The sequence below is a fragment of the Saccharomonospora sp. NPDC046836 genome, from assembly GCF_040645195.1.
Taxonomy (GTDB): domain Bacteria; phylum Actinomycetota; class Actinomycetes; order Mycobacteriales; family Pseudonocardiaceae; genus Prauserella_A.
Map to the genome: position 1 here is coordinate 244,081 of NZ_JBEYXW010000002.1, position 17,311 is coordinate 261,391.

At 69.9% G+C, this 17,311-nt stretch carries 20 protein-coding genes and 1 pseudogene; 9 read left to right on the forward strand and 12 right to left on the reverse strand.

Annotated elements, in window-relative coordinates; genetic code table 11:
* Positions 1–24: 24 nt before the first annotated feature.
* A pseudogene (locus tag ABZ863_RS04180) lies at positions 25–477 on the reverse strand (VTT domain-containing protein); the annotation flags it as partial.
* Entirely contained in the window at positions 470–1,087 is a 618-nt protein-coding gene (locus ABZ863_RS04185) for a methyltransferase domain-containing protein (RefSeq protein ID WP_358530919.1), read from the reverse strand. The gene ABZ863_RS04185 and the pseudogene ABZ863_RS04180, both read right to left, overlap by 8 nt.
* Before the next feature lie 130 nt (positions 1,088–1,217).
* Here ABZ863_RS04185 and ABZ863_RS04190 point away from each other — a divergent pair, with 130 nt between their 5' ends.
* Together ABZ863_RS04190 and ABZ863_RS04195 are read left to right on the forward strand one after the other, a co-directional pair.
* Entirely contained in the window at positions 1,218–2,378 is a 1,161-nt protein-coding gene (locus ABZ863_RS04190; RefSeq protein WP_358530921.1) for a histidine kinase, read from the forward strand.
* Positions 2,375–3,025 carry a response regulator transcription factor gene (locus ABZ863_RS04195; protein ID WP_358530922.1) on the forward strand — a complete coding sequence of 217 codons (651 nt, stop codon included), beginning with the start codon at positions 2,375–2,377 and terminating at the stop codon, positions 3,023–3,025. Before ABZ863_RS04190 ends, ABZ863_RS04195 begins: the two co-directional genes overlap by 4 nt.
* Here the strand turns inward: ABZ863_RS04195 and ABZ863_RS04200 are convergent.
* Positions 3,012–4,280, reverse strand: a complete 1,269-nt coding sequence (locus tag ABZ863_RS04200; RefSeq protein ID WP_358530924.1) for an RNA polymerase sigma factor — start codon at positions 4,278–4,280, stop codon at positions 3,012–3,014. The two genes, ABZ863_RS04195 and ABZ863_RS04200, sit on opposite strands and share 14 nt — an antisense overlap.
* 59 nt (positions 4,281–4,339) lie before the next feature.
* Positions 4,340–4,765, reverse strand: a complete 426-nt coding sequence (locus ABZ863_RS04205) for a YciI family protein (protein WP_358530926.1) — start codon at positions 4,763–4,765, stop codon at positions 4,340–4,342.
* Positions 4,766–4,906: 141 nt separating this feature from the next.
* On the opposite strand from ABZ863_RS04205, the gene ABZ863_RS04210 reads away from it, so the two are divergent.
* Complete coding sequence (locus tag ABZ863_RS04210) at positions 4,907–6,004, forward strand: tyrosine-type recombinase/integrase (protein WP_358530928.1); 1,098 nt, start codon at positions 4,907–4,909, stop codon at positions 6,002–6,004.
* 9 nt (positions 6,005–6,013) lie between these two features.
* Here ABZ863_RS04210 and ABZ863_RS04215 read toward each other — a convergent pair whose 3' ends face one another.
* Positions 6,014–6,193, reverse strand: a complete 180-nt coding sequence (locus ABZ863_RS04215; RefSeq protein WP_358530929.1) for a hypothetical protein — start codon at positions 6,191–6,193, stop codon at positions 6,014–6,016.
* 25 nt (positions 6,194–6,218) lie between these two features.
* On the opposite strand from ABZ863_RS04215, the gene ABZ863_RS04220 reads away from it, so the two are divergent.
* Together ABZ863_RS04220 and ABZ863_RS04225 are read left to right on the forward strand one after the other, a co-directional pair.
* The gene (locus ABZ863_RS04220; RefSeq protein ID WP_358530930.1) at positions 6,219–6,734 is read left to right on the forward strand and encodes a CGNR zinc finger domain-containing protein; all 516 of its coding nucleotides are present in this window, start codon (positions 6,219–6,221) and stop codon (positions 6,732–6,734) included.
* 35 nt (positions 6,735–6,769) lie between these two features.
* Positions 6,770–7,543 carry an SGNH/GDSL hydrolase family protein gene (locus tag ABZ863_RS04225; protein ID WP_358530932.1) on the forward strand — a complete coding sequence of 258 codons (774 nt, stop codon included), beginning with the start codon at positions 6,770–6,772 and terminating at the stop codon, positions 7,541–7,543.
* A 57-nt stretch (positions 7,544–7,600) separates the two neighbouring features.
* On the opposite strand, the gene ABZ863_RS04230 is transcribed toward ABZ863_RS04225, so the two are convergent.
* From ABZ863_RS04230 to ABZ863_RS04245, 4 genes are all read right to left on the reverse strand, one after another.
* Entirely contained in the window at positions 7,601–8,875 is a 1,275-nt protein-coding gene (locus tag ABZ863_RS04230; protein WP_358531242.1) for an SPFH domain-containing protein, read from the reverse strand.
* Between the two features lie 125 nt (positions 8,876–9,000).
* Positions 9,001–9,432, reverse strand: a complete 432-nt coding sequence (locus ABZ863_RS04235) for an NfeD family protein (protein WP_358530933.1) — start codon at positions 9,430–9,432, stop codon at positions 9,001–9,003.
* Positions 9,433–9,513: 81 nt separating this feature from the next.
* The gene (locus tag ABZ863_RS04240) at positions 9,514–10,320 is read right to left on the reverse strand and encodes a DUF3097 domain-containing protein (protein WP_358530935.1); all 807 of its coding nucleotides are present in this window, start codon (positions 10,318–10,320) and stop codon (positions 9,514–9,516) included.
* 50 nt (positions 10,321–10,370) lie between these two features.
* The gene (locus ABZ863_RS04245; protein WP_358530937.1) at positions 10,371–11,114 is read right to left on the reverse strand and encodes a TetR/AcrR family transcriptional regulator; all 744 of its coding nucleotides are present in this window, start codon (positions 11,112–11,114) and stop codon (positions 10,371–10,373) included.
* A 96-nt stretch (positions 11,115–11,210) separates the two neighbouring features.
* Here ABZ863_RS04245 and ABZ863_RS04250 point away from each other — a divergent pair, with 96 nt between their 5' ends.
* Positions 11,211–12,023, forward strand: coding sequence for an NAD(P)H-binding protein (locus ABZ863_RS04250; protein WP_358530939.1), 813 nt, complete (start codon positions 11,211–11,213; stop codon positions 12,021–12,023).
* Positions 12,024–12,043: 20 nt separating this feature from the next.
* On the opposite strand, the gene ABZ863_RS04255 is transcribed toward ABZ863_RS04250, so the two are convergent.
* Together ABZ863_RS04255 and ABZ863_RS04260 are read right to left on the reverse strand one after the other, a co-directional pair.
* Positions 12,044–12,850 (reverse strand): SCO1664 family protein, encoded by an 807-nt coding sequence (locus ABZ863_RS04255; protein WP_358530941.1) that lies wholly within the window; start codon positions 12,848–12,850, stop codon positions 12,044–12,046.
* Between the two features lie 7 nt (positions 12,851–12,857).
* Complete coding sequence (locus tag ABZ863_RS04260; protein ID WP_358530943.1) at positions 12,858–13,436, reverse strand: DUF3090 domain-containing protein; 579 nt, start codon at positions 13,434–13,436, stop codon at positions 12,858–12,860.
* Positions 13,437–13,525: 89 nt separating this feature from the next.
* On the opposite strand from ABZ863_RS04260, the gene ABZ863_RS04265 reads away from it, so the two are divergent.
* Positions 13,526–13,942 carry a TIGR03668 family PPOX class F420-dependent oxidoreductase gene (locus tag ABZ863_RS04265; protein ID WP_358530945.1) on the forward strand — a complete coding sequence of 139 codons (417 nt, stop codon included), beginning with the start codon at positions 13,526–13,528 and terminating at the stop codon, positions 13,940–13,942.
* Here the strand turns inward: ABZ863_RS04265 and mptB are convergent.
* On the reverse strand, positions 13,939–15,525 hold the full coding sequence (gene mptB / locus ABZ863_RS04270) for a polyprenol phosphomannose-dependent alpha 1,6 mannosyltransferase MptB (protein ID WP_358530947.1): 1,587 nt from the start codon (positions 15,523–15,525) through the stop codon (positions 13,939–13,941). The two genes, ABZ863_RS04265 and mptB, sit on opposite strands and share 4 nt — an antisense overlap.
* A 201-nt stretch (positions 15,526–15,726) precedes the next feature.
* Between mptB and ABZ863_RS04275 the strand changes: the two genes are divergently transcribed.
* Together ABZ863_RS04275 and ABZ863_RS04280 are read left to right on the forward strand one after the other, a co-directional pair.
* The gene (locus ABZ863_RS04275; protein ID WP_358531244.1) at positions 15,727–16,545 is read left to right on the forward strand and encodes a M55 family metallopeptidase; all 819 of its coding nucleotides are present in this window, start codon (positions 15,727–15,729) and stop codon (positions 16,543–16,545) included.
* A gap of 98 nt (positions 16,546–16,643) precedes the next feature.
* Positions 16,644–17,270 (forward strand): dihydrofolate reductase family protein, encoded by a 627-nt coding sequence (locus tag ABZ863_RS04280; RefSeq protein WP_358530949.1) that lies wholly within the window; start codon positions 16,644–16,646, stop codon positions 17,268–17,270.
* The last annotated feature ends 41 nt before the right edge of the window (positions 17,271–17,311 follow it).

The window sequence follows — 17,311 nt, forward strand, 5'->3', positions numbered from 1 at the left end:
CGAGGCGGCCAGGTAACCGAGCATGGTCAGCCCCGCACCCCAGACCGCCGCCATCGGCACACTCACACTCGCGAACCGCCGGTACCGGATGCCCGCGTAACCGGCCAGCCGGGGAGTCAGCGTCCGCACCCCGACCAGCCACTGGGCCGCGCCGACCGCGGTCGGGCCGAGCCGGTGCAGCAGCCGTACCGCGTGCTCCCGTGGGCGACGGAGCCGGCCGGGGGCCGGGAGCGCGCCCTGCCGTCCCCGCAGGTACGCCAGCTGGGTCCCGGTGACCGCGGCGGCGGCCGCCGTCACCGCGGCGAGCAGCGGATCGGCCACGTCGCCCCGCGCGAGCACACCGAGTGCGATCACCGCACTCGCACCGGGCAACACCACCCCGATCAGCAGCGCGGCCTCCGCCGCGATCAGTAGCCAGGCGCTGAGCAGCAGCAATGGTTGCGGCAGCCCACGCAGCCAGACCAGGACGTCAAACATCGGCAGTGCCGCCGAGCGGGCGGCGGCACACGTAGACCAGAGCGGGCGGCAGGTTGCGCCATACCGTGCGGGTGACGATCACCTCGTCGAAGCAGGCGTGCAGCAGTTCGCGGAACCGGCGCGCCCCGGCCAGCCGGGTGGCGTGCCGGTAGGCGAAGGTGCTGAATCCCCCACCGGGCGCGAGCGCTGCACACACCTGGCTGAGCACCCGCCGCTGAGCCTCCACGTCGAACAACGACCAGGGCAGTCCGCTGACCACGGCATCGACCTGGCTGACGCCGGCGTCGGCCAGCATCGGCTGCAGCTGCCCGGCATCCCCGCACAGCACCGACATCCGCGGATAGGTGCGCCGCAGATGCTCGGCCAGATCCGGGTTGATCTCGACGGCGAAATGCTTGCCCTCGACAGGCAGCCGCTGGGCGATGACCTCGCTGACGGCGCCGCTGCCCGGACCGAGCTCGACCACGGTGGGCCTGCCGGACCGCGGAACGACCGTGGTCAGCTGCCTTCCGAGATCGCGGGAGCTGGGCAGCACCGCGCCAACGAGCTTGGGCTGCCGCACGGCTGCCTCGAGGAACAGGGACAGCCCGCGCCGGGAGCTCATGGTCATATGCCCGACAATGGCAGCACGCGTCCGGTTTTCCCTCGGCTGGGGGGCCAGACCTGATGTCCGGGAGTACGAGATCCGGCTCCTTCCCCGGGAGGAGGTATGCCGTGCCCCGGCTGCCTACTGTCGTGTTGTGCTTTCCCGCTTCTTACAGCGGTTTCCCCTGCTGGTCTGGGCACCGATCCGCTTCGTCCCGCTGGTGAGCACCGTCGCCTACCTGTCGGTGCTCAGCAGCCCGCTGCAGGCCGGGAAGTGGGACTGGACACTGGGGACGGCATCAGCGGTGGCGACCATCGCGGGTGGGCGGCTGCCGATGGTGGTCACGGTGACGCAGTCGGCGCTGGTCATACTCGGCGCGTGGGTCGTGCCGGCGCCGGTGGCCTGGCCACTGCTGTTCGCGCTGGCGGTCATCGCGGTCGGCGAGTTGATGATGCGCAGGCACGGCCTCCCGTGCTGGCTTGGCGGCACCGCGTACTTCGCCGCCATGGTGGTGGTGAACCTGCCGGACCTGGATTCGGCCCTGATGGTGCCATCGATCGCGCTGGCGACCCTGCCGCCCATGCTGCTCGGCCTCTACATCCGTTCCGTGCTGCGCGTGGCGATGGAAGCGCGCCACCAGCGGGAGACCGCGGTGCTCGAGGCCCGCGCGGCCGAGCGGACCGCGATCGCCAGAGAACTGCACGACCTGGTGGCGCATTACATGGCCTCGGTCGCCATGCGTGTCGGCGCGGCGCGGGTCGCCCTCGGTACCGCCGAGCCGGAGGTCGGCAAGGCACTCGCCGACGTGCACGACACCGCTCGGACGGCGTTGACCGACCTGCGGCGGCTGGTGTCGACACTGCGTGACCCGGCCAGCATCGCAGGCGAGGCAGGTGCCGCACTGGCCGAGCCGGACGGCCTCGCCGGTGCGCTCGTGGCCACCGTCGAACGGGCACGCAGCGCGGGCCTGATACTGGATGCCGAAATCGATCCCGCGGTCACCGCACTGGATGCCATGCGGCGGCTCGCGGTCCTGCGAGTGGTACAAGAGGGCCTGACCAACGTGATCAAACATGCCGGGGCGCGGACGAAGGCGAGCCTTCGTGTCCGTGCGCTGACCGACGAGGTGCGCGTGGAGGTACGCGACGACGGTGGCGGTAGCGCCGCGAGCGATCCCCGGGACGGTGGTTTCGGGCTGGTCGGCATCCGGGAACGCGTCGAGCTTCTCGGCGGCAGCATGCATGCCGGGGCGCTGGCGCAGGGCTGGGAGCTGTCCGTCGCCGTGCCCACCGGCGCTGTGGAGGCGCTGCGATGATCCGGGTACTGCTGGTGGACGACCAGCAGCTCGTGCGCGCGGGCCTGCGCATGCTCTGCGGTACGACCGAGGACCTCGAGGTGGTCGGCGAGGCCGACAACGGCCACCACGCCACGCAGCTGGCCGAGCAGCTCACACCCGATGTGGTGGTCATGGACCTGCGGATGCCCGGTGTCGACGGGATCACGGCCACCAGCCGCATCCTGGCCGCCCGCCCCGCCACCCGCATTCTGGTGCTGACCACGTTCGACGACGACGACCACCTCTACCCTGCCCTGGCTGCCGGTGCGCACGGGTTCCTCGCCAAGGACGCGGCCCCCGAGGAGGTGCTCGGGGCGATCCGGCGTATCGCCGCGGGCGACTCGCCGTTCAGCCAGGCCGTGCTGCGCAGGCTCATCCGGACCGCCGTCACCGCGCGGGAACAGGGCGCGGACCGGCAGCCGGACCTGGCGCAGCTGACCGAAAGGGAGCGGGACGTGCTCGCCCTCATCGGCGACGGGCTGTCCAATGGCGAGATCGCGCAGCGGCTGCACATCGGCATCACCACGGTGAAGACGCATGTGGCGAGCCTGATGACCAAGACCGGCATCCCGAACCGGGTCCGGCTCGCCGTGCTGGCCGTCCGGACCGATCTCAGCCAGGGCTGAACCCCACTGCCGCCGCGGCCTGCTCGGCGCGCTCACGCAGCAGGCTGCGCTCCCGTTCGTTCCTGGTGAGCGACGCGGCGCGCTCGAACTCCCTGCGTGCCTCCGCGTGGCGGCCCAGTTTGACGAGGAAGTCGCCGCGCACGCTCGGCAGCAGGTGGTAGTGCTCGAGTGCCGGCTCCTCGGTCAGCTCGTCCACCACTGCCAGCCCGGCCGCGGGTCCTTCAGCCATGGCGAGCGCGACCGCCCTGTTCAGCTCCACCACCGGCGATGAGGTCACCGCCGCGAGCTCACCGTAGAGCGCCGTGATCCGGTCCCAGTCGGTCGCCGCCGCCGTGCGGGCCCTGGCGTGGCAGGCCGCGATCGCCGCCTGCAGCGTGTAGGGGCCACGGCTGTCGGTGAGCGACTCAGCCTGCTCCAGCGCCGCGAGCCCGCGCCGGATGAGTAGCTGGTCCCATCTGCCGCGGTCCTGATCCAACAGCAGGATGGGCTCCCCGGAGCGGGAGGTTCTCGCGTTGGTACGGGACTGCTGGATCTCCATCAACCCCACGAGGCCGTGGACCTCCGGCTCCCGCGGGGCGAGCCGGGCCAGCACCCGGCCGAGCCGCAACGCCTCGGCGCACAACTCCGGCCGCATCCAGTCATCACCGGCTGTTGCCGAGTAGCCCTCGTTGAAGATGAGGTACACGACTTCCAGCACCGAGGAGAGCCGGCCGGCCAGCTCCTCCCCCTGTGGCACCTCGAACGGCACCTTCTTCTTCGCCAGAGTCCGCTTGGCGCGCACGATGCGCTGCGCGACCGTCGGCTCCGGCGCCAGGAACGCCCTGGCGATCTCGTCGGTGGTCAGCCCACCCAGCAGCCGGAGCGTGAGCGCGACGCGCGCGTCGGTTGACAGCACGGGATGGCATGCGGTGAACACCAGTCGCAGCAGGTCGTCGCCGATGTCATCCGGTTCCGGCTCAGGAACCTCCCGGGTGTCCAGATCCCGGCCGAGCTCCTCGACCTTGCGCTCGAACCGTTCCTGGCGGCGGAACTGGTCGATCGCCCGCCGCTTGGCGACGGCCATGAGCCAGGCGCCCGGGTTACCCGGTACGCCTGACTCCGGCCATTGCTCCAGCGCGGCCACCAGCGCGTCCTGTGCGAGCTCCTCGGCGGCGCCGACGTCGTGCGTCATCCGCACGAGCCCGGCGATGAGCCGTGGCGACTCGATCCGCCACACCGCATCGATCGCGCGATGGGCCTCCCCTGCAACCGTCACAGCCGCAAATGTAGCTACCGGCACAGCAAGCAGCTGTGCGGCCGCGCGGCAAAGCGGTACTACTTGTTCTGCTGGCGCTCGACCCGCTGCCGCAGCTCCTCCTCCGCCTCCTGCAGCTCGGGCGTGAAGCTGTCGCCGAAGTCCTCGGCCTCGGCAACCTTGCGGACCTCGATCTCGCCGTCGACGAAGGGCACCCGCTTGGCCCACTCGATCGCCTCGTCCTTGGACTTGACGTCGATGATCCAGTAACCGGCGACGAGCTCCTTGGTCTCGGTGAACGGGCCGTCGACGACGGTGGTCTGCCCCTTGCCGGTGAACTGCACGCGCACACCTGTCGAGCTCCCCAGCAGGCCGTTGCCATCGAGCAGCACGCCGGCGTTCACCAGCTCCTCGTTGTACTTGCCCATCTCGGCGAGCTGCGCCTCGGTGGGCATCTTGCCCGACTCGGAGTCGTCGGTAGCCTTGACGATCATCATGAACCGCATCTGAAGGATCTCCCTCGTTCGCGCCGGACGCCTTGCTCGCCGGCTTTCACACACGCGTCGAACACCACCCCCGGCGATCGACACCTCGCCGACATCTTTTCCAACTTTTTTCGCAAGCGACAGGGCACAATCGCACCCACCATGATCGACAACACCGGATCGCGTGAGCTCGCCCTGCGCCAGGCCACCACAGAGTCGCTGGCCGAGGCGGTGGAACTGCTGCCCGCACTGCCTCCTGCCGACCCCGCGGATCGCTACGCCATCCGCCACGTGACCATGCTGTGGCTCAGCGTGGACAAGAGTGAGCACACGCGCAGGGCCTACTACGCCGATCTGGCTGCCTGGCTGGCGTGGTGCGCCCGCACCGGCCTCGACCCGCTGCGGGCGCGCCGCGCGGACGTCGACGCCTGGAAGACGACGTTGACCGTCACCGGGCGCGACGGCCTGCCCCGTCCCGCGGCGCCGTCGACCCTGGCCCGCACGCTCGCAGGCGTGTCCAGCTGGTACCGCTACCTGCAGTCCAACGACGTCACCGACAACAACCCGATCGGGGCGGTGACCCGGCCGAAGCGGGCCAAGGCGTCCCCACTGCCCGCGCTCGACGAGCGCTCGACAGCGGCGTTGCTCGACCACGTCGAAAGCCGCGCCGCACGGCTGGACAGTGAGGCCGCGTGGCGGGACGCGGCGCTGGTGGCCCTGCTGTTCTATACCGGCCTGCGGGTCTCCGGCATCACCACCGCGACCGTCGCGGATCTGGACACCGACTCGGGGCACACGATCCTGCGCTACACCGGCAAGGGCGGGCAGCGGGACTTCGTCCCGCTGGTGGCTCCGGCGGTCCGGCCGCTGGCCCGCTACCTCGCCGCCCGCTCGGCGCGGTTCGGTGTGCCGGCCGAACGGCTGACCGGACCGCTGCTGGCCACGACGCCGCACCCGCACGACCCGGCCAAACCCGGCGGCAAGGCGCTGCGGCAGCGCGACGTGTGGCAGGCGTTGCGCCGGTTCGCCACGGCGGCGGGGCTTCCGGCGGCGACCAGCATCTCGCCACACACGGCGCGGCGGACCACCGGCACACTGCTGCTGGCGCACAACGTGCCGGTCCAGAAGGTCCAGGACCTGCTGGGGCACGCCGACATCCGCACCACGCGTGACCGCTACGACGCCCATCGGCACAAGCTCGACAGCTCGCCGGCCCACACGCTCGCGCAGATCCTCGCCGAGCACCGCGGCCAGCGCTGAGCAGGCGCTCTAACGGCGCGGGGCGGCCGTGCGGGTGGCGCCGAGCACGACGCCGTCGAGCTCCAGCAGCCAGCTGCCGCACAGGCAGCGCCGGTAGCTGAGCCTGCCGCGGGAGCTGGCATGAACCGAGTCGGCTGGCAGTTCGCGTGCCGGCCACCCGCAGTGCGGGCAGCGATGTTGGTCGGTCATGTCGCCATCGTGATGTAATGAATAAGTGGATTTCAACCCTTACGGTGGGGCGGCTGCCAGGGTCGCCGCGGCCGTGGTGAACGCCGGGCGGGTGCCAGCAGCCGACCTCGCCGCGATCATGAGCGGTGAGGGCTCCTCTCTCACCGCGTTGACCGAGCAGGACGCCGCGTGTGTCGCCGACTGGGCGCAACGACTGCGGCCGGTATTCACAGAGACGGACCTGCACACCAGGGTCGAACTGCTCAACACCCTGCTCGCCGATTCGGCCTGCCGCCCCTACATCTCGCGCCACGACGGCAAACCGCCGCACCTGCACTATGCCGGGGAGGGTGAGGATCCCGTCCGACGCATCCAGGCCTACACGGTGGGCGGGCTCGCCCACCTGCTGTGCGAGGACCCCGACCGCATCGGGGTGTGCCTACGGCAGGGCTGCGGCGTCGTTTTCGTCGACACTTCCCGCAACGGCAGACGGCGGTACTGCTCGACCCGCTGCGCCACCCGCGTCCATGTGGCCGAGCACCGCGAGCGGCAGCGCAGGTGAGGAAGCGTCACGACCACGCCGATACAGTGCCGTTTATGATCGACCGCTTCGTCGTGCTCGGCGACTCGTTCAGCGAAGGTGTCGGTGACGACGATCCCGCGTGCCCCAACGGCGTGCGCGGCTGGGCCGACCGCACCGCCGAGCAGCTCGCCCGGCACAATCCCGGGCTCAGCTACGCCAACCTGGCCATCCGCGGCAGGCTGCTGCCACAGGTCCTCGCCGAGCAGCTCGAACCGGCGCTCGCCATGCGACCCGACCTGGTGACCCTGTACGCGGGCGGCAACGACCTGATGCGCCCGAAGATCGACATCGATGGTCTGGCCGACAGCTACGACCACGCGGTCGGAAAGCTCGCGGCCACCGGTGCGACCGTCGTGTTGTTCACCGGTGTCGACGGGGTCGAGGATCCGCTGTTCCGGCGCATGCGCGGGCGTACCGCGATCTACAACGAGCACGTCCGGCTCATCGCCGCGCGGCACCGCACGCTGCTGGTCGACATGTGGGCGATGCGGGTGCTGCGCGATCGCCGCCTGTGGTCAGCCGATCGCATCCACCTCAACGGTCTCGGGCACACGCACATCGCCGCCACCGTGCTCGACGCACTCGGCGTCCCGCACACGGTCACGCCGGCGACGCTGGGCCCGTCCGCCGTGCTCACCGCGGCGCAGGTGAGGCGAGCGAACCTGCACTGGGCGCGCGAGCACGCGATGCCATGGCTCGGTCGCCGTCTGCGTGGCGAGTCCTCCGGCGACACGCTCAGTCCGAAACGGCCGGCACTGGCACCGGTCACCGAGAGCGCGTCCCCTTAACGGCGCAGGGCGCCTCGGCGATGATCGCCGAGGCGCCCTGCTGTTGTGTGCTCGTCGTTACTGCTGGCGAGGCGGACCGCCGTAAGGCGGGTTCTGCGGTGGGTAGGGCCCGCCCTGTGGCGGGTTGAACGGCCCCGGCTGCGGCGGACGGCTCTGCGCCGGGCCCGCACCGTAGGGCCCAGCCGGCGGGGCGGCCGGAGGCGCGGGCTGCTGCGGCTGCTGCGGCGGCGGGGCAGGTGCCTCCCCCGGTTCGGGCGCCGCCGCCGGCGGCGGGGTGTGCGGCGGGGTCGATGTGCTCAGCGGGCTGGGAACCTCTTTGCGCGCAACGGCTTCCGCCTCCCGCACGGCCTCGGCGACCTTCGGGTCGGTCGAGGTGTCGAACCAGCTGGCGACCTCATCGTCGTCCATCGCCGGCATCGAGATCTCGCCGTCCTTGGGCGGCTCGTACCGGAAAATACCGTCCTCGCCGGGCGCACCCAGCTGCCGGGCGAAGCCTTCGAGGGCCTTGCCGTAGTCGCTGGGCACCAGCCACACCTTGTTGGCATCGCCCTGCGCCATCTGCGGGAGCGTCTGCAGGTACTGGTACGCAAGCACCTCCGGCGTCGGCTTGCTCGCCTTGATGGCTGCGAACACCTTCTCGATGGCCTTCGACTGCCCCTGCGCCTGCAGGTAACGCGCCGCCCGCTCACCCTGCGCGCGCAGGATGCGGGACTGCCGCTCCGCCTCGGCGGCAAGGATCGCCGCCTGCTTGGCACCCTCGGCGGCCAGGATCTGGCTCTGCTTCTGCCCTTCCGCCGTCTTGATCGCGGACTCCCGCTGACCTTCGGCGGTGAGGATCATCGCGCGCTTCTCCCTGTCCGCGCGCATCTGCTTCTCCATGGAGTCCTGAATGGAGGGTGGCGGGTCGATCGCCTTGAGCTCGACCCGGGCGACCCGGATGCCCCAGCGGCCCGTGGCCTCGTCGAGGACACCACGCAGCTGCTGGTTGATCTGGTCGCGTGAGGTCAGCGTGCCTTCCAGGCTCATGCCGCCGACCACGTTACGCAGGGTGGTCGTGGTCAGCTGCTCCACACCGACGATGTAGTTCGAGATCTCGTAGACCGCCGCTCGCGAGTCGGTCACCTGGAAGTACACGACGGTGTCGATCGAGACGGTCAGGTTGTCCTGGGTGATCACCGGCTGCGGCGGGAACGACACGACCTGTTCGCGAAGGTCGACCCGGGCCCGCACCTTGTCCAGGAACGGCACCAGGAAGTTCAGGCCGGGTGAGGCGACGGTCTTGAACCGGCCGAGTCGCTCGATCACCGCCGATTGCGCTTGGGGCACCACCATGAGCGCCTTCGCGACCGTGACGATCACGAGCAGCGCGAGGATGGCGACAACAACTATCGCTGCCGTGGACAAACTACTTACTCCCCTTCAATTGTCGAACCGGTTCCGCGATGGCTCGCCGGCCATCACGGTTCTGCCGACACGATGGCGGTCGCCCCGGAGATCTCCACGACGGTCACCGTAGTGCCGGGATCGATCACAGCGCCTTCGGCGATGCTGCGTGCGGACCAGATGTCTCCGGCCAGCTTCACCTGGCCGCTGTGGGCATCCACAGTAGACAGTGTCACGGCGCGTGCTCCCACCAGCGCATCGGTGTTGGTCTTCACGCCGGGACCGGACAGGAACTTCCGTTTCAGCGCGGGTCTCGCCAGCACCAGCAGGCCGAGCGAGGAGATCCCGAACACCGCGACATCGACGAAGGCATTGCCTGACAGGGCGGCCGCCCCCGCGCCGAAGAGCGCTCCGATACCGAGCATGAGCAAGACGAAGTCGCCGGACAGAACCTCGGCCACAATCAGGCCGACTCCGACGATGAGCCAGATGAGCGCCGCTGTCATGCGAACATGTTCCCAGATCGCTACGACTTCCACTGAGTAGATCACGGGAAGTGATCTACGCGTGACCTAGTCGGAGGATCCTTACCCCGCCGGATCGGTGACGAAGTCGATCAACCGTTCGACGGCGCCGATCAGTGGTGTCTCCAGATCGCGGAAACTGCTCACACCGGCGAGCACGCGCTGCCAGCCTTCGTAGGGCTCACCCCAGCCCAGCGCGTCGCAGATGCCGCGCTTCCAGTCCACGCCGCGGGGCACCTCGGGCCAGGCGCGGATGCCAACGGCCGCGGGCTTGACGGCCTGCCAGATGTCGACGTAGGGGTGACCGGTCACGAGCACCTGCGGGTCGGTCACGGCCGCGACGAGCCGGGACTCCTTGCTGCCGGGCACCAGATGGTCCACCAGGACCCCGAGCCTGCGGCCGGGGCCGGTGCCGAACTCGGCGATCCGGTCGGCGAGCACGTCCACGCCGTCGAGCGGCTCCACGACCACGCCCTCCACGCGCAGGTCGTGCCCCCACACCCGTTCCACCAGTTCGGCGTCGTGCTTGCCCTCGACCCAGATCCGCGAGTCGCGCGCGACGCGGGCACGCAGCCCTTCGACGCGGACCGAACCCGACGCCGACGTCGTCCGTGCCGCCCTGGCGGGCTTGCGTGCCGGCACGAGAGTGACCGGCCGACCCTCCAGCAGGAACGCCGCGGGCGCGAGCGGGAACACCCGCTGGTTGCCGTGCCGGTCCTCGAGTACAGCGTTGCCGTGCTCGAGCCGCACCAGCGCTCCACAGAAACCGCTCGCCGGCTCCTCGACCACGAGACCACGTTCGGCAGGCACCTCCGGCACCTTCTTCTTGCGGGGCCTGCCGAGGATGTCGTCATAGGAATGGGAGCGCACGGGAGCAGAACCTAGCTGGCCTGCGTCGCCCGTGCCGCCCGCCACGCCGGTCAGTCCAGTGCGCGGATCCGCCCCTCAACGCCGTCCAGGATGCGCTGCAGGCCGTAGTCGAAGCTGTCGATATCGCTGGCGAAGGCGCCGCCTGCCCACGCCTGGCGCACGGCGGGAAACTCGTCGGCAGTCACGTACTGCGTGAGCAGCGGTTCGAGCTCGGCCCACCAACGCTCTTCGCTGACACCGGTCCGCCGCTGGAGTTCCCGGCTTTCGATCGAGCGCCGCGCCATGCCGCGAATGTAGTTGTCGATGACGTCCGCGGTCGCGACCAGCTCGGCGACCGGGAGGCCGGTCGCGGCGAGCGACCGGAGTGCCGAGTCGAAGCGCCGGATGGTGTTGGGGCCCAGCGGGTGCCGGGCCGATGCCTGCAGCATCCACGGGTGCCGGTGGTACAGCGCCCAGTCCTCACGGGCCCACGACTCGGTCCTCTCGCGCCACGAGCCCGCGATCGTGTGCGGCAGGGTGCCCTCGGCGTCGAGCGCGTCCAGCATCAGACTCACCAGCTCCGCCTTCGCCGGAACGTAGGTGTAGAGCGACATCGTGCCGACACCGAGACGGTCCGCGACCGCGCGCATCGACAGCGCGGACAGCCCGCGCGCGTCGGCGATCTCGATGGCCGCCCGCACGACCTGGTCGACAGTCAGCGTGGGCTTGGGGCCACGACGCGCCCCACCGGTGGCACGCCACAGCAGGCGCATCCCGCGCGCGAGGTCGCGTATCCCGTCGTTGTCGGTCGTCACCTGGACAATTCTATGACTCCGTGCATCGTACGGAGTAGGCTGATGCAGTTATTCCGTATTGCGTACTGAATAGGGGCCTCACGTATGACGATCCTGGTGACAGGTGCGACGGGCAACATCGGCCGGATGGTTGTCGACGAGCTGCGGGGCAGTGGGGTGAAGGTGCGTGCGCTGACGATCGACCCGGTCCGAGCCGCGTTGCCCGCCGATGTCGAGGTGTACCGCGGTTTCCTCGGCAAGCCGGACACGCTGCCAGCCGCGCTCGACGGCGTCGAGAAGGTGTACCTCGCGCCGAAGCCGCAGACCGTGGATACCGTCGCGGAGCTGGCGCGGGCGGCGGGGGTCCGTCACGTGGTCGCGCTGTCGTCCATCCTGGCCACCGAGGACGCACAGGACGACTATTCACTGTCGTTCGTGGCCATCGAGCGTGCCGTTCAGGCGGCCGGGCTGGACTGGACGTTCCTGTGTCCGGGCGCGTTCATGGAGAACACGGTGGACTGGGCCGACTCCGTGCGAGCCGAGGGCGTCGTGCGGGAACCGTTCCCCATGGCCACCGACACCCCGATCGCCATGGCCGACATCGCGGCCGTTGCCACTGCCGCGCTGCTCGGAGACGGTCACGCGGGGCGAAAGTACGGGCTCAGCGGCCCGGAGGCGCTCACGGTCCCGGAGCAGGTGGCGATCGTCGGTGAGGTGCTCGGCAGGGACGTCCGCTATGTCGAGCTCACTCGCGAGCAGGCGAGGCAGCGGTGGCTCGATCAGGGTGTCGGCGAGGAGTTCACCGACTTCATGTTGTCCGGCGGCAACGAGATGCGGATGGTTCCCGAGCGGGGCTTCACGGAGGCGACGGGCCGGCGCGGCACCACCTACGCCGAATGGGTGGCCCAGCACGCCGACGCCTTCCGGTGAGGCTCTCCCGGCGCCGGATGTCAGAACAGGGGCCAGGGAATGGCACGCCAGTCGTCGGCCGGCGCCGGGAACACACCGTCGGAGAGCAGGGTGTCGGTGCGTTTGCTCAGTGCCGCCACCTCGACGCGGGTCAGGTGCGGCGCGAGCGCCTCGCCCAGCTCGTGGTCGATCGCCCAGCGCAGCTTGCGCAGCTTGTCCAGCACCTCGCCGGGCAGCGGCTCTCCGACCCAGCCCCACAGCACGGTGCGGAGTTTCGGGTCGGTGTGCAGGCAGATGCCGTGGTCGACGCCGTAGATGCGGCCGTTCTCCGCGGCGAGCACATGCCCACCTTTGCGGTCGGTGTTGTTGACCACGATGTCCAGCACGGCCAGTTCCCGCATGCCCGGACGGTCGGCGTGCACCAGCACGGCCGGCTCGCCGAGGCGATCGTGCGCGTGCAGCACCACCCGCCAGCCTTCGGGCACCTCGTCCGGGGCGCAGATGTCGACGAGCTCGTCGTCACGCGTCTCGACCCACAGCTGCACCATGCCCTCGCCGAACGGCCCGGCCCGCAACACGGTCGGCGGTACGTTCACCAGCTCGGCCGCCTCGGCGATGAGATAGGTCGCCACCTCGCGTCCGGCCAACGTGCCATCCGGGAAGTCCCACAATGGGCGCTCCCCCGGTACCGGTTTGTACACGGCGTTGGCGGTCATCCCGTCCAGCTCGACCGCGCAGAACAGGGTCACGTTGGATGCGTCGACCAGCCGGCCCTCGACTTCCAGCCGGCCACGCCGGATCAGCTCCAGTGCAGCGGGATCGGCCGGGTCGAGGTGCGTGCCTGCCACGTCGGGGTCAGCCTTCGCCGGCCAGGTCCGTGTTGCGGCGGTACCCGTTCGACCTGGGGCAGATGTGGCCGGCCGGGTCGAGCGGCTCACCACAGAGCGGGCACGGCTTGCGGCCGGCGTTGACCACACGGTCGGCCCGCGCGGCGAAAGCGCGGGCCACGGCGGGGCTCAGGAAGACCCGCACGGCGTCGGGGCCTTCCTCGGTGTCATCGAGCACGACGGTCTCGTCGACCTCATTCTCGGTGATCGCGAGCAGCTCGATCACCACCGCTTTGCTCTCGGCGTCCCAGCCCAGCCCCATCGTGCCGACCCGGAACTCCTCCTCGACGGGAACGTCCAGCGGGTCGGTGTCCATGAGATCGTCGGGCACCTCTTCCGGCACGTCGGCGCCGAAGCGGCTGGCGACCTCCTCCAACAGCGAGCCGAGCCGCTCCGCGAGGACCGCTACCTGCTGTTTCTCGATCGTCACACTGATCGTGCGCGTGTTCTCCGACGCCTGCAGGTAGAAGGTACGGTCGCCGGGTTCCCCGACGGTTCCTGCAACGAAACGGTCGGGCTGACGGAAGACATGAATAACGCGTGCCATGGCACTACCGACCCTAGGCCAACTTCGAAGATCAGGCTCGCCCGGGGCAGCGCAGCGCTTCGTGGCCGTTCTGTGCCTACGCTGGTCGGATGCGGTTGACCGAGCGGGAGGCGCGGCGGCGGTTTGCGGCAGCACCGGTTGCCAGGTTGGCCACGGTCGGCCCGGCGAACATCCCGCACCTCGTGCCGGTGACCTTCGCCGTCGACGGCGACCTCGTGGTGTTCGCGGTGGACGCCAAACCCAAGACGACCACGGATCTGCGGCGGCTGCGCAACATCGCCGCCAATCCGAATGTGTCGTTGCTCGTCGATCACTACGACGACGACTGGACCCGGCTGTGGTGGGTGCGCGCCGATGGCGCCGCCATGGTCCTGCACGAGGAGGTGGCCACCCGGGAACCGCTGCGGGCATTGCGGGAGAAGTACCGGCAGTACGCCGAGCGGCCACCGGACGGGCCGGTGGTCCGCACCCTCGTCACCACCTGGCGCGGCTGGGCAGCGACCTAGACCGCGCTGGTTGTCCGGTCGTCGTCGCGCCCGCGCTGCGGCAGCCTCCGCCAGGCGGCGATGAGACCGAGCGGGTCCGGCCGCAGCAACGACGCGGCACCGTAGAGGCTCGCCGCGACGACACCGGCGATGAACCACCAGTCGTACAGTCCTTGCTCACCGGTCGGGTAGTAGACCAGCACCAGGAAGACCGACACCGCCACCACGGCTGCCAGGTGCAGGCGCCGCCAGGGGAACGCCGATGCGATCACGAAGCCCCACGTCAGGTACCAGGGCAGCGTCGGAGGCGCCAGGATGGCCACCGCGAGCAGGGCGATCGCCATCCGCAGGATCGCCTCGGTACCGCCCCGCCGCGACTGCCACCACTGCCACACGAGCAACGCCGCGAGCGCGAGCCATGCGGCGGCGCGGGCGACCGCGACGAACGGTGAGGCCGGTACGGTCACCACCAGGTTGACGAGTGTGTGGAAGACCTCACCGATGCCGGTTGGAAAGTTGAGCCAGTTCGTGATGATCTGCGGAGCCTGCAGGCCCGTGATCCAGCCGAGGTTGAACGACCCCAGCGACAGCCAGGTTCCGGCCACGAACACCACGCCGAAGATGCCGAGGGAGGGCACGACCGCCCTGACGAACCGGCGGAAGAGGGTCTCTTCCTCCGGGAGGTGGTTGGCCCACACCCACACCAGGAACGGCAGTGCGATCGCGGCGGTCGGTTTGATCAGCATGCCGATGGTGACGAGCACGATCGCCAGCGCGTGCTTGCGTTCCAGCGCGGCGAGCACGCCGATGGTGAGGAACGCGAGCATCAGCAGGTCGTTGTGGATGCCGCCGATGAGGTGGATCACCATCATCGGGCTGGCGACCGCGAGCCACATGGTCACCGGGAGCTTCCCGCCGAGATGCCGGACGAGCCGCGGCAGCGCCCACAGCACGCCGGCGAGCCCGACCAGCATGACGGCCCGGTTCACAATGACCCCGGCGATGAGGTTGTCGCCGGTGATCGACACGATGACCTTGGCGACCAGCAGGAACAGTGGTCCATACGGCGCCGGTGTGGTCTGCCACAACGGATGCACGTTCTGCACCACGTTCGGCAACGTGTCCAGCGCCGCCGGTCCGTAGGCGTAGGGGTCGAGACCATAGAGCAGCTGCGCGCCCTGACCGAGGTAGGAGAAGACGTCCCTGGTGAACAGTGGCGGCGCGATCAACAGCGGCGCCATCCAGCACAGCGCGGCCACCACGACGGCTCTGGTGCCGACCCGGCCGTCGAGCACGTAGCGGCCGAGCCGCACCCAGGCCCAGACCACGAGAGCGAAACCGACGTACAGCACCGCCGTGGCGATTGCCCTGCCGTGGCCGTACCGGATCCAGGACAGCGGGCCGGTGCTGAGCAGCGGGTCGTGAACCAGGGTTCCTGCCGCGCCGAACGAGGCGAGCAGCAGCAGGATGCTGCCGATGACGCCCATGGCGGTCGTGCGGTACGGGAAGCGCGAAGGCCCGCCGACGCCGGGCTGTTCCTGCGTCCGCGCTGGCCGTTTCGCGCTGGTATTCGCGCTCGGCACTGGGTCTGTGGTGGTCGCCATATTGAGCTTCGAGATTACACAGTGCGATTGGTTGCATCGTCGGCAGCATCGGTTGCCCACCGCTCAGCCGGTCGGCCGGCGTGAAGGCGTTGCCACCGCTACGTATTGATCGCGCGGCAGGGCGAAAACGTCACGCAACTGAGCGTGATATTCGGCATGCCCCGATAGCCTGGCGTGGTGGGCTCAGGGGACCGGCGGATTTTGATCTCCGCCGACATGGAGGGTGCAACCGGGGTCACCTGGACCGACGACGTGGTGCCGGGTACCGAACCGTGGCAGCGTTTCCGGCGCCTGTTCACCGGCGACGTCAACGCCGTCATCGCAGGGCTGTGTGCGGGTGGCGCCGGCGACGTACTGGTCAACGAGGCGCATTCGGCGCAGCGCAACCTTCTGCTGGAGGAGCTCGATCCGCGAGCACGCATGCTGACCGGGCGGCACAAGCCGCTGTCGATGATGCAGGGCATCGACTCCGGCGTGGCCGGCGTGGTGTTCCTCGGGTACCACACCGGCGCCGGGTGCGACGGCGTGCTCTCCCACACCTACCTGCCGAACCAGATCACCGGGGTCTGGCTGGACGGCGCACCCGCGAGCGAGGGCAGCCTCAACGCGGCACTGGCCGCCGAGTACGGCGTGCCGGTGCTCCTGGTCAGTGGCGACGACCTGACGTGTGCGCAGGCGCGGGAGTACGCGCCCGGCGCCGAACTGGTCGCCGTGAAGGAGTGCGTGAGCCGGTACGCCGCGATCTGCACTCCCCCGGCGCGTACCGCCGCGCAGCTGACCGGGGCCGCCGAAGCCGCGATGGCCCGCGCCGGGCGGTGTGAACCGGTCATCGGCCCGCACCGGATCGAGGTCGAGTTCGACGCGAGCCACCTCGCGCAGGCGGCCGCGATCGTGCCGACCGTCGAGCACACCGGCGTCCGGCGGGTGGCCTTCGACGCCGCGGACATGACCGCGGCGATGAAGGCGTTCAAAGTGGTCACCGCCATCGCCGACAGCGCCGTCCAAGGCAAGTACGGCTAGGTTCCCCCGTCCGTGTTGTCGATCCGCCGGGTTCGCGTTTGTCGGCACCAGTGCAGGCGCCGCCGGGGACCGGTGGCGACGACAGGGAGGAACACGACATGCGAAAGCTGATGGTGACCACGTTCGTGTCGCTGGACGGGGTCATGCAGGCTCCCGGCGGCCCGGACGAGGACCGCGAGGGTGGCTTCGAGCACGGTGGCTGGGCGGCGCCGCATTTCGACGACCGGCTCCTGCAGCTGATGGCGGAGGTGATCGGCAGGGCCGAGGCGCTGCTGCTCGGGCGCAGGACCTACGACATCTTCGCCGCGTCCTGGCCACTTACGGAGCCGGATGACCCGTTCGGGGCAAAGCTGAACGGCATGCGCAAGTACGTCGCGTCGCGGCACCTGGAGTCCGCTTCGTGGCAGAACACCACGGTGCTCACCGGTGACCTTGCCGACGCGGTCCGCAGGCTCAAGCAGGGCGACGGCGGCGAGATCCAGGTTCACGGCAGCAGTGAGCTGATCCAGACGCTGCTCAGGCACCAGCTCATCGACGAGTTCCAGGTCGTGGTGTTCCCGGTGGTCATCGGTTCCGGCAAGCGGCTCTTCGCCGAGGGGACCGTTCCCACCGGCCTCGATCTGCTCAGCACCACGACGTCGGGTACCGGCGTCGTGGTGCAGTCCTACGCCCGCGGTAACGGCGTCGCCTACGGTGCGCTGGGCCCGGAGACCGGGAACTGGTGACAGCCCCCAAGGCCACCTTGATGCACGGCCACCTGGCATTA